Annotated in this window: 8 protein-coding genes; 5 read left to right on the top strand and 3 right to left on the bottom strand. The window is 72.9% G+C overall.

What is annotated here, in order from left to right; genetic code table 11:
- Positions 1-381: 381 nt before the first annotated feature.
- Together AB0N90_RS23665 and ptsP are read left to right on the top strand one after the other, a co-directional pair.
- Entirely contained in the window at positions 382-831 is a 450-nt protein-coding gene (locus AB0N90_RS23665) for a PTS glucose transporter subunit IIA (RefSeq protein WP_361682244.1), read from the top strand.
- Positions 832-911: 80 nt separating this feature from the next.
- Positions 912-2,582, top strand: coding sequence for a phosphoenolpyruvate--protein phosphotransferase (gene ptsP / locus AB0N90_RS23660; RefSeq protein ID WP_361682247.1), 1,671 nt, complete (start codon positions 912-914; stop codon positions 2,580-2,582).
- Between the two features lie 85 nt (positions 2,583-2,667).
- Here ptsP and AB0N90_RS23655 read toward each other — a convergent pair whose 3' ends face one another.
- Together AB0N90_RS23655 and AB0N90_RS23650 are read right to left on the bottom strand one after the other, a co-directional pair.
- On the bottom strand, positions 2,668-3,567 hold the full coding sequence (locus AB0N90_RS23655; protein WP_365199580.1) for a hypothetical protein: 900 nt from the start codon (positions 3,565-3,567) through the stop codon (positions 2,668-2,670).
- A gap of 166 nt (positions 3,568-3,733) precedes the next feature.
- On the bottom strand, positions 3,734-5,701 hold the full coding sequence (locus AB0N90_RS23650; protein ID WP_365199578.1) for an acetoacetate--CoA ligase: 1,968 nt from the start codon (positions 5,699-5,701) through the stop codon (positions 3,734-3,736).
- A 252-nt stretch (positions 5,702-5,953) separates the two neighbouring features.
- Here AB0N90_RS23650 and AB0N90_RS23645 point away from each other — a divergent pair, with 252 nt between their 5' ends.
- Entirely contained in the window at positions 5,954-8,302 is a 2,349-nt protein-coding gene (locus AB0N90_RS23645) for a glycoside hydrolase family 31 protein (protein ID WP_365199575.1), read from the top strand.
- 122 nt (positions 8,303-8,424) lie between these two features.
- Here AB0N90_RS23645 and AB0N90_RS23640 read toward each other — a convergent pair whose 3' ends face one another.
- Positions 8,425-8,961: an NUDIX domain-containing protein gene (locus AB0N90_RS23640; protein ID WP_361682259.1), complete on the bottom strand. Its 537-nt coding sequence runs from the start codon at positions 8,959-8,961 to the stop codon at positions 8,425-8,427.
- Positions 8,962-9,126: 165 nt separating this feature from the next.
- On the opposite strand from AB0N90_RS23640, the gene AB0N90_RS23635 reads away from it, so the two are divergent.
- Together AB0N90_RS23635 and AB0N90_RS23630 are read left to right on the top strand one after the other, a co-directional pair.
- Positions 9,127-9,573, top strand: coding sequence for a zinc ribbon domain-containing protein (locus AB0N90_RS23635; protein WP_361682443.1), 447 nt, complete (start codon positions 9,127-9,129; stop codon positions 9,571-9,573).
- Complete coding sequence (locus AB0N90_RS23630; RefSeq protein WP_365199572.1) at positions 9,570-10,760, top strand: lipid-transfer protein; 1,191 nt, start codon at positions 9,570-9,572, stop codon at positions 10,758-10,760. Before AB0N90_RS23635 ends, AB0N90_RS23630 begins: the two co-directional genes overlap by 4 nt.
- Positions 10,761-10,791: the final 31 nt, after the last annotated feature.

The raw sequence follows: 10,791 nt of genomic DNA, 5'->3' as shown, positions 1-10,791 counted from the left end.
GTTGACTTTTGGCACGCTGTTGAGTTCTCAAGGAACGGTCGCTTCCTTTGTACTCACCCTCTCGGGCTTTCCTCCGGGCTTCCCTTCGGTGTTTCAAACTCTATCAGGCTTTTTCTGTCTCTCTGACCACCGTTCTGCGAGCATGCAGAAGGAGATCCAGAGTCAGGATCCGACGAGTTTGTTTTCTGTTCGAGCGAGGACACTTTCGCGTCGCTCCGTCCCGAGCAGGAGTACGACTGTACAGGGGGCCTGGAACGGCATGCAAATCCGCTGGGTTGGTGGTCTAGACCACTAGCTGCTAGCTTTCATCCGGAACCGCCACTTCACATGACATACCCTGCTGCTCAGGCCCGCGAGCAGCTCCACTTCTGGGAGGCTCCCATGACCACCGTGACGTCCCCTCTCGCCGGACGTGCCATCGGACTGGCCGCCGTGCCGGACCCCGTCTTCTCCGGGGCGATGGTCGGCCCCGGCACCGCGATCGATCCGGTGCGTGAGCCCTCCGAGGCCGTGTCGCCCGTGGACGGTGTGATCGTCTCCCTGCACCCGCACGCCTTCGTCGTGGTCGACGACAGCGGGCACGGCGTGCTCACCCACCTCGGCATCGACACCGTGCAGCTCAACGGCGAGGGCTTCGAGGTGCTCGTCAACAAGGGCGACACCGTGACCCGCGGTCAGGCCGTCGTGCGCTGGGACCCCGCGGCGGTAGAGGAGGCCGGCAAGTCCCCGGTGTGCCCCGTCGTCGCGCTGGAGGCCACGGCCGACGCCCTCTCCGCCGTCCGTGAGAGCGGTGACGTGACGACCGGCGCCGACCTCTTCTCCTGGAACTGACACACGTGCCGTCATGAGGACGGCGTACAGGACGACCACCGCGGCGGCGGGGCCCGCCGCACTATCCGGAGACGGGTGAGATGGAGACAACGCTGCGAGGCGTCGGCGTGAGCCATGGCGTGGCGATCGGCGAGGTCCGGCACATGGGCACGGCGGTGCTGGAGCCGCCGGCCAAGCAGATCCCGGCGCAGGAGGCGGGACGCGAGCAGGGCCGGGCCCGCCAGGCGGTCGACGCCGTGGCCGCCGATCTGATGGCGCGCGGCAATCTGGCCGGCGGCGAGGCCCAGGCGGTGCTTGAGGCACAGGCCATGATGGCCCAGGACCCCGAGCTGATGGCGGACGTGGACCGGCGGATCGCCGTCGGCAGCACGGCCGAGCGCGCGGTGTACGACGCGTTCGCGGCGTACCGGGAGCTGCTGGCCGGAGCCGGTGAGTACCTCGCCGGCCGGGTGGCCGACCTCGACGACGTGCGGAACCGTATCGTCGCGCGGCTGCTGGGCGTGCCCATGCCGGGTGTCCCGGACAGCGACCACCCCTATGTACTGGTGGCGCGGGACCTGGCGCCCGCCGACACCGCGCTGCTCGACCCCTCTCTGGTGCTCGGCTTCGTGACCGAGGAGGGCGGTCCCACCAGTCACAGCGCGATCCTGGCGCGGGCCCTCGGGGTACCTGCCGTGGTGGCGCTGCCGGGCGCGGTCGAGCTGGGCGAGGGCACCGTGGTCGCGGTGGACGGCAGCACCGGTGAGGTGTTCGTGCACCCGGGCGAGGAGCGCAAGGCGGAGCTGACGGCGGCGGCCGCCGAGCGCCGGGCCGCGCTGGCCGCCTCGACCGGTCCCGGTGCGACGGCGGACGGTCACAAGGTGCCGCTGCTGGCCAATGTGGGCGGTCCCGTGGATGTGCCGGCGGCGGTGGCGGCCGGGGCCGAGGGTGTCGGTCTGTTCCGTACCGAGTTCCTGTTCCTGGACGACAGTGAGCGTGCTCCTTCCGAGGAGAAGCAGATCGCGGCCTACCGGCAGGTGCTGGAGGCGTTCCCCGAGGGCCGGGTGGTCGTACGGGTGCTGGACGCGGGCGCGGACAAGCCGTTGGCCTTCCTGACCCCGGCGGACGAGCCGAACCCGGCGCTGGGCGTGCGGGGGCTGCGGACGCTGCTGGACCATCCGGACGTCCTGCGCACCCAGCTGACCGCGCTGGCGAAGGCCGCCGAGGGGCTGCCCGTCCACCTTGAGGTGATGGCGCCCATGGTGGCGGACCGCGCGGACGCGAAGGCGTTCGCGGACGCCTGCCGTGCGGCGGGGCTGCGGGCGAAGTTCGGGGCCATGGTGGAGATCCCGTCGGCGGCGCTGCGGGCGCGGTCGATCCTCCGGGAGGTCGAGTTCCTGTCGCTGGGCACCAATGACCTCGCGCAGTACACGTTCGCGGCAGACCGGCAGGTCGGCGCGGTGTCGCGGCTGCAGGATCCGTGGCAGCCGGCGCTGCTCGACCTGGTCGCGCTGTCCGCGGAGGCGGCCCGTGCCGAGGGCAAGAGCTGCGGGGTGTGCGGTGAGGCGGCGTCCGACCCGCTGCTGGCCTGTGTGCTGACCGGTCTGGGTGTCACCTCCCTGTCCATGGGTGCGGCGTCGCTGCCCTATGTCCGGGCGACGCTCGCGAAGTTCACGCTGGCGCAGTGCGAGCGGGCCGCGGCGGCGGCGCGGGCCGCGGACAGTGCCGAGGAGGCGCGCAGCGCGGCCCAGGGCGTGCTGTCCGGCGAGTAGCCGACGGGCGCGGCCGGTGGTCGTGTCGTCCAGGGGCGTCCCGCCTTCGGGTGGGGCGCCCCTGGCGCGTTCCGGACGTGTCCGGTCAGTGGTGGTGGGGTGCCGCGCCGCCCTCCCCCAGGTCGCCCAGGTCCGGTGGTGCGCAGTAGTCGACGCCGGGTTCCGGCGCGATCAGGTCGCCGGACTCGGCGTCGGTGCAGTACGCGTCGAACACCTCGGCGGCGGTGAGCGGTTCGAGGGCGCCGGTGCGCAGCCGCCAGCCGTGGACGCGGTCCGCGGTGCCGGGGGCGCTGGTGCGCAGGACGAGTCCGCCGGGGCTGCGGGTGGCGAGGCCCAGGGCGAGGACGCTGGTGAACTCCAGGGCCTCGGCCTCGTCCAGACGGGTGGCGCCGCGGGTGTCCTCGTCCCCGTGCAGGACGGAGACGAGGGTCTCGGGTGCTCCCATGACGGTGCACACGAGATGCCGGTCGCCGGGCGGCGCGGTGTCGAGGATGCGGACCACGAGGTCGGAGGCGCGGGTGAAGGCGGCCCGGCCGATGTCCTCGCCGCAGGTGGGGCAGGGGCCGAGGCGGGTCAGCAGGGTGGTGGCGTACTCCCAGGTGGCCCGGCGTACGGCCGCGTCGACGAGGGTGGGGACGAGGGCTGCGAGCGGGCCGCCGCCGTAGGGGACGGTGGGGCCGGTGGCGGCGAGTTCCGCGGTGAAGCGGGTGCGGGTGGCGGGCAGGTCGGGGTCCAGGCCGGTCTCGGCGCAGTAGGCGGCGTAGTCCTCGGGGTCGAACAGGGCGAGGGTGGTGTGACCGCCGTATGCGGCGCGGTTCTTGAGGACGTCCTCGACCTGCCGGAGGTAGGTCGGGTGGTCGTCGAAGGTGAAGCTGCGGTAGCGCCGCATGGCGCGGAAGTCGTGTTCGTCGGCGAGCAGGCCGATGGTGCCGGCGATCTCGCGGCGCAGGACGCTGCGCATGGTCCGGTGGTCGGTGTGCGCCATGTTTCCCCCATGTGTGCGCGGTCGATCAATGCTCACTCACCGTAACCGTCGGCACTGACAATGCCGGGTGCGAGCGCTCTGACCTGCGGCTTTCCTGGACATGGGACGGCCCCGGGGCCACCGTCGTACTCGGTGGGTCCGGGGCCGTCCGCACGCGGGGGGGGTGTCAGCCGCGTTTGCGGGCCAGTTCCTCGTAGAAGGCGAGCAGTGCGAGGTCGTCGATGGAGCCGGGGTTGACCGCCTTCTCCAGCGGGGTGCCCTGGAGGAGGCGCTTGACCGGGACCTCGATGCGCTTGCCGGTGAGGGTGTGCGGGACGCCGGGCACCTCGATGATCTCGTCGGGGACGTGGCGCGGCGAGAGCTGTTCGCGGATGGCCCGCTTGACCTTGTCGAGGAGCGCGTCGTCCAGGCCGGCGCCCGGTGCGAGGTGTACGAACAGCGGCATCCAGTAGCCGCCGTCGGGCTGTTCGATGCCGATGACCAGGGATTCCTTGATCTCGGGCAGGCGCTCGACCACCTCGTAGATGTCGGCGGAGCCCATGCGGACGCCCTGCCGGTTGAGGGTGGAGTCGGAGCGGCCGTGGATGATCACGGTGCCGCGCCCGGTGCGGGTGATCCAGTCGCCGTGGCGCCAGACGCCGGGGTAGGTGTCGAAGTAGCTGTCGTGGTACCGGCTGCCGTCGGGGTCGTTCCAGAAGCGGATCGGCATGGACGGCATGGGCTTGGTGACGACGAGTTCGCCCACCTCGTCCACGAGGGGCTCGCCCGCGGGGTCCCAGGCCTGGAGGTCGGTGCCGAGGGCGGGGGCCTGGAGTTCGCCGGTGTACACGGGCAGGGTGGGTACGCCGCCCGCGAAGCAGGAGCAGACGTCGGTGCCGCCGCTGACGGAGGCGATCCAGAGGTCCTCGCCGACTTCGTCGTGCAGCCAGCGGAAGCCGTCGGGCGGCAGCGGGGAGCCGGTGGTGGCGACGCACTTGACGGCGGAGATGTCGTAGTCGCGGGACGGGTGGACGCCGGCCTTGCGGCAGGCCATGACGTAGGCGGCGGAGGTGCCGTAGAGGGTGGCTCCGGTGCGTTCGGCGACCTTCCACTGGGCGCCGGTGTCGGGGTACCCGGGGCTGCCGTCGTACAGGACGATCGTCGTGCCCGTGAGCAGGCCGGAGACGAGGAAGTTCCACATCATCCAGCCGGTCGAGGTGTACCAGAAGAAGCGGTCCTCGGGGCCGAGGTCGCAGTGCAGGCCCAGCTGCTTGAGGTGTTCGACCAGGATGCCGCCCTGGGACTGGACGATGGCCTTGGGCAGGCCGGTCGTACCGGAGGAGTAGAGCACCCACAGCGGGTGGTCGAAGGGGACCTGTTCGAAGACGGGCGCGGTGTCGCCGGAGGTCACGGCGGACCAGTCGAGGGCGCCCTCGGGTGCCTCGGTGCCGAGCAGCGGGATGTGCACGACGGCCCGCAGGGTGGGCAGTTCGCGGCGCAGTTCGGCGACGGCCTCGCGGCGGTCGTGCTCCTTGCCGCCGTAGCGGTAGCCGTCGACGGTGAACAGGACGACGGGTTCGACCTGCTGGAAGCGGTCGAGGACGCTGCGGGCGCCGAAGTCGGGGGCGCAGGAGGTCCATACGGCGCCGACGGAGGCGGTGGCGAGGAGGGCGACGACGGCCTGCGGGATGTTGGGCAGGTAGCCGCTGACGCGGTCGCCGGGGCGTACGCCGAGGGCGCGCAGTTCGGCGGCGAGCGAGCCGACCTGGCCGCGCAGTTCGGCCCAGGTGACGGGGCGCGGCTCATGGGTCTCGTCCACGTACAGCAGCGCGGGCTCGTCGGGGCGGTCCTCGGCCGCGCGCAGGGCGTGTTCGGCGTAGTTGAGGGTGGCGCCGGGGAACCACTGGGCGCCGGGCATCGCGCGGTCGCCGAGGACCTGGGTGTACGGGGTGGAGAAGCGGACGTCGAACCACTCGGTGACGGCCTTCCAGAAGGCGTCCAGGTGGTCGACGGACCAGCGGTGCAGTGCGGCGTAGCCGCCGTCGGCCGGGGCCCCGTGGTGGGCGGCGGCCCACGCCTGGAACGCGGTGATGCGTGCCTGGCTGATCCGCGTGGGATCGGGCTGCCAGAGCGGCTGGGGGTTCGCGGTCGACATGGGGCGGCTCCCGGACTGTACGCGTCGTGTGCGTCGGTCCGCGCACGGCTGGGTGTGCGCGTGACGCGGCTGACAGGGACGATGCCATGTGATCGACTTCCGCACCAGGGTGAGCTTCATATCATCCGTCTGGTCATCCGTCTGATGACGTCTGGTGAAACTCGTCCGGCCGGTGAAACGGCGGGTCCGGCAGAGGTGAACGGAAATTGAACGGCACGCGCGCGCGGGGCGCTCGGTGGCAGGGTGAGCAGCATGGACGGTCGTGACCTGGTGCGTTCGGTGCGTGTGATCGGTTCGGGACGGGCGGCGAGGGGGGTGCGGGCGGCGTGGCGCAGACGGCGGATCGACGCCGCCGGGCTGCCCCGGCGCGGGGCGGAGCGGGCGCGGGTACCCGGGCAGGTGGAGAGCGCCGAGCCGGGGCCCGGCGGTGGGGTGATCCGGTTCAGCCGCTCGGAGCTGCGGATCATGGTCGTGGTGAACGGCGCGGTGTTCTGGGGCTGGGACGGGGCGGCGCCGGGGCCGTCGTACGCGCTGGCGGGCAGCGGCCCCGAGCCGGATCCGCGGGCGGTCCTGGAGCCGGACAAGGACGGCGGCTGGCGGGTGGTGGCCGAGCGGGTGACGGTCGTGGTCTCGCGGCACGGCGCGGTGGAGGTGTGCACGCCGGGTGGTGTGGTGCTGCGCCGGGAGCTGCCGCCGCGCTGGTGGGAGCCGGTCGAGGGGGGCGTCGCGCGGTGGATGCAGCGCGCGGAGGTGGCGGCGGACGCCCGGTTCTTCGGGCTCGGCGGGCGCGCGTGCGGGCCGCGGCTGCGCGACGGGTCGTACCGGCTGTGGAACACCGATCCCGGCCGTTCGTTCGCACCGGGTGACGATCCGCTGTATCTGACCATGCCGGTGCAGCTGGTGGTGGCGGACGCGGGAACGCATCTGATGTTCTACGACACCACGTGGGACGGCACGGTGGTGCTGCGCGAGGGCGAGGAGGGCGCGGGGTCAGGGCACGACCGGGCGGGGCGCTGCGAGCTGCGGATGGACGGCGGGCCGCTGCGCTGCTGGGTGATGGTGGGCCCGCCGGCGCGGGTGCTGCTCACCTGGGCCTCGCTGACGGGGGCGCCCGCGCTGCCGCCGGCCTGGGCGCTCGGTCATCAGCACGCGCGGTGGGGGTTCGGCGGCGAGCAGGAGGTGCGCCGGATCGTCGCGGGCTATCAGGAGCGCGGGCTGCCGCTGGACGCCGTGCATCTGGACCTCGACCACTACGACGGCCACCGGGTCTTCACCGTGGACCGGGAGCGGTTCCCGAAGCTGCCGGTGCTCGCGGAGGAGCTGCGGCGGGACGGGATCCGGCTGGTCTCGATCGTGGACCCGGCGGTGAAGGCGGCGCCGGGTGACGCGGTGTACGACGGCGGCATGGCGGTGGACGCGTTCGTGCGGGACGCCTCGGGGCGGCCGGTGCGGGGGGTGGCGTGGGCCGGTGAGTCGGTGTACCCGGACTTCACGCATCCGCGGGTGCGTCAGTGGTGGGGCGCGCTGTACGAGGAGCGCCTCGAGCAGGGGTTCGCCGGGTTCTGGCACGACATGAACGAGCCGGTGTCCTTCAACGCCTTCGGCGAGCCGACACTGCCGCGCTCGGCCCGGCACGCGCTGGAGGGGCGCGGCGGGGACCATCGCGAGGCGCACAACGTGTACGGGCTGTGCATGGCGCGCGCGGGGTACGAGGGGCTGCGCGAACTGGCCCCCCAGGAGCGGCCGTTCGTGTTCACGCGGTCGGGCTGGGCGGGGATGCAGCGGTACGGCGGCACCTGGTCGGGCGAGGTGGCGACGGGCTGGCCGGGGTTGCGGGCGTCGCTGTCGCTGGTGCTGGGGCTCGGGCTGTGCGGGGTGCCGTACTCGGGCCCCGATGTGGGGGGCTTCGACGGCAGCCCGGCACCGGAGTTGTATCTGCGGTGGTTCCAACTCGGGGCGTATCTCCCGCTGTTCCGCACCCGTGCGAGCCTCCGGGCCGGGCGGCGTGAGCCGTGGGAGTTCGGGTCGGAGGTGCTGGAGCACGCGCGGGCGGCGCTGCTCGAACGCCGGCGGCTGCTGCCGTACTTCGTGACGCTCTCCCATCTGGCCCGGCGCACCGGCGCGCCCTATGTACGGCCGGTGTGGTGGAACGCACCGGAGGACCGGGCCCTGCGCGACTGCGAGGACATGTTTCTGCTGGGTGACAGCCTGTTGGTGGCGCCGGTACTGGACCCGGGCGCGGACCGGCGCGTGGTGCGGCTGCCGCGGGGGCGCTGGTACGACACGACGACGGAACGGGCCTACGAGGGCCCCGGCCAGGTCCTGGTGGACGCGCCGCTGTCCCGGATACCGGTGTTCGCACGGGCGGGCGCGGTGCTGCCGGTGCGCGGCGACGACGGCCTCGAACTGGAGACCTGGGCCCCGGCCCCCGGCCGGACCGGCGGCGGCCTGGTGATTCGGGACGCGGGCGACGGCTGGGACGTACCGGAGGTGGAGCGCTATGTGGTCCGCCACCAGGGCGGGAGGGTGACGGTCACCCGGGAGGACGGAAACGGGGTGAACGAGCCGGAGTGGCCGGTGCGGGTGAGGGGGCTGGAGTGAGCCGGTGGCCGAATCGGTGATTCGCCATCGGGTGATTCGCCTGGAGCATCCGTTGAAGCCGCACGGTATGGCCAACGCCCCTTCCCCGTAAGGGGCGTTGCGACTGAGCAACCGGGCGGGGGTCAGATGTAGCGGCCCTCGAAGAAGGCTCGGACCGCGGCGCTGTGGAGGGGGAAGGCGAGGTCCTCGGGGCGGCGCAGGAGGTGCCAGCCCTCGGTTTCGGGGGTGGGGGCGGGCGGGGGGAGGAGGTCGGCCGGGCGTTCGGGGAGGAGGCCGAAGAGGAGCAGGTGCCCGTCGGGGGAGCTCATGGCGTCGACGAGGCGGACGTCGCGGGCGGCGGCGTCGATGCCGGTCTCCTCCTTGAGTTCGCGCACGACGGCCTGCTTCCAGTCCTCGCGGTCGTCCACATAGCCGCCGGGCAGGGCCGTGCCGCCGCGGGCGGGGGCGATGGTTCGGGTGATGACGACCAGGGCGGTGCCCTCGGTGTCGTACACGGGCTGGAGCGCGATCGCCACGGGCAGCGGGTTGCGGTAGGCGACCGTGCCGCAGGACGGGCAGGTGCGCGGCCAGCCGGTGACGCCCTCTCCATAGGGCACCCCGCAGGCGGAACAGTGCGATCCCGGTGCGGAGTTGGCGATGGGTTGCTGATTCTCGGACACGCGCGGACTGTATCCGATCACGGGAACGACGTCTTCCGTACGTGGTGTTGTCCGGTACGGACACGGTCTGCCCATTTCCCGTCGGACGTGCCAGACTCCTGACGCATCGTCAGATAGTTCGGATCCGCTGTGACGGGAGGGGCTTTGCCGCACACCAGGACACCCGTGATCACCGGCTGGTTCACCGGCGAGGGCGACGGCTTCCGCCTTCTCGGCACCCGCTGCTCGTCCTGCGCCTCGGTCTTCTTCCCGCGCGAGGACGTCCACTGCCGCAATCCGCACTGCGCGGGCGGCACCCTGGAGGAGACCCCGCTGTCCCGGACGGGGCGCGTCTGGTCGTACACCGACACCCGGTACCGTCCCCCGTCCCCCTTCGTCAGCGATGCCGAACTCCCTTGGGAGCCGTATGCGTTGATCGCGGTCGAGCTGGCGGCCGAGCGGATCGTGGTGCTGGGGCAGGCGGCCCCCGGGATCACCGTCGCCGATCTCGCGGTGGGGATGGAGGTGGAGGCCGTCGAAGGCGTGCTCCACGGCGGCAGCGGGACGGAGACGACGGCGACGTGGAACTGGCGGCCGACGGGGGCGACAGAGCCGACGGGGGCGGCGTCATGACGGGAGACGTCGCGGTGCTCGGCGCGGGCATGCATCCCTGGGGCAAGTGGGGGCGTGGCTTCGTGGAGTACGGCGCGGCGGCGGCCCGCGCGGCGCTCGCGGACGCCGGTGTCGACTGGCGGGAGGTGGGTGCCGTCGTCGGCGCGGACACGGTGCGGGGCGGCTACCCGGGGTACGTGGCGGGGGCGTCGTACGCCAGGGCGCTGGGCTGGCAGGGCGCCCGGGTCACCAGTGTGTACGCGGCCTGTGCGTCGGGGGCGCAGGCGATCGCCGCGGCGCGGGCGCAGATCCTCGCCCGCCTCGCCGACGTGGTGCTCGTGGTGGGCGCGGACGCGGCGCCCAAGGGCTTCTTCCGGCCCGCGGGCGGGGACCGGCCCGACGACCCGGACTGGCTGCGCTTCCGGCTGCTGGGCGCCACCAACCCGGCGTACTTCGGGCTGTACGCGCGCCGGCGGATGGCGGTGCACGGCGACACACCGGAGGACTTCGCGCTGGTCAAGGTGAAGAACGCCGCGATGGGGGCGCTGAATCCGTACGCCCGTTACCGCAAGCGGGTCACCGCCGAGGAGGTCGCCGCCTCCGCGGTGGTCGCCGATCCGCTGCGGCTGCTGGACATCTGCGCCACCTCCGACGGCGGCGCCGCCCTGGTGCTGTCCTCCATGGAGTTCGCCCGCCGGCACGGCGCCGCGCGGCCGGTGCGGATCCGCGCGGTCTCCACGGTGACCCCCCGCTTCCCGAACCCGGTGCTCGACCTGCCGGACATCGCCACCGACCCGGCGGTCGCGGTGCGGCCCCCGGAGGAGACCTTCCGCGCCGCCATCGCCCGCGCCGCCTACGAGGAGGCCGGCCTGGGGCCCGGGGACCTGGATCTGGCGGAGGTGTACGACCTGTCCACCGCGCTGGAGTTGCAGTGGTACGAGGATCTGGGGCTGTGCGGCGCGGGCGAGGGGGCGAAGCTGCTGCGGGAGGGCGTGACGGCGCCGGGCGGCCGGACACCGGTCAACGCAAGCGGCGGGCTCGCCTCCTTCGGTGAGGCCGTTCCGGCCCAGGCCATCGCCCAGGTCTGCGAGCTGACCTGGCAACTGCGGGGCGCGGCGGGCGAGCGGCAGATCGAGGGCGCGCGGGTGGGCATCACCGCCAACCAGGGGCTGTTCGGGCATGGTTCGTCGGTGGTGGCGGTGCGGTGAGGGGGCGGCGAACGGGCTTCCATTGGGCGTC

The sequence above is a fragment of the Streptomyces sp. NPDC093018 genome (assembly GCF_040684035.1).
Taxonomy (GTDB): Bacteria; Actinomycetota; Actinomycetes; order Streptomycetales; family Streptomycetaceae; genus Streptomyces; species Streptomyces murinus.
This window is presented reverse-complemented; position numbering and strand designations above follow the sequence as displayed.

What these genes read in the sequence shown, in the direction of transcription:
- AB0N90_RS23665 (WP_361682244.1), top strand. Translation starts at nt 382, where the DNA reads ATGACCACCGTGACGTCCCCTCTCGCCGGACGTGCCATCGGACTGGCC.
- ptsP (WP_361682247.1), top strand. Translation starts at nt 912, where the DNA reads ATGGAGACAACGCTGCGAGGCGTCGGCGTGAGCCATGGCGTGGCGATC.
- AB0N90_RS23655 (WP_365199580.1), bottom strand. Translation starts at nt 3,567, where the DNA reads ATGGCGCACACCGACCACCGGACCATGCGCAGCGTCCTGCGCCGCGAG.
- AB0N90_RS23650 (WP_365199578.1), bottom strand. Translation starts at nt 5,701, where the DNA reads ATGTCGACCGCGAACCCCCAGCCGCTCTGGCAGCCCGATCCCACGCGG.
- AB0N90_RS23645 (WP_365199575.1), top strand. Translation starts at nt 5,954, where the DNA reads ATGGACGGTCGTGACCTGGTGCGTTCGGTGCGTGTGATCGGTTCGGGA.
- AB0N90_RS23630 (WP_365199572.1), top strand. Translation starts at nt 9,570, where the DNA reads ATGACGGGAGACGTCGCGGTGCTCGGCGCGGGCATGCATCCCTGGGGC.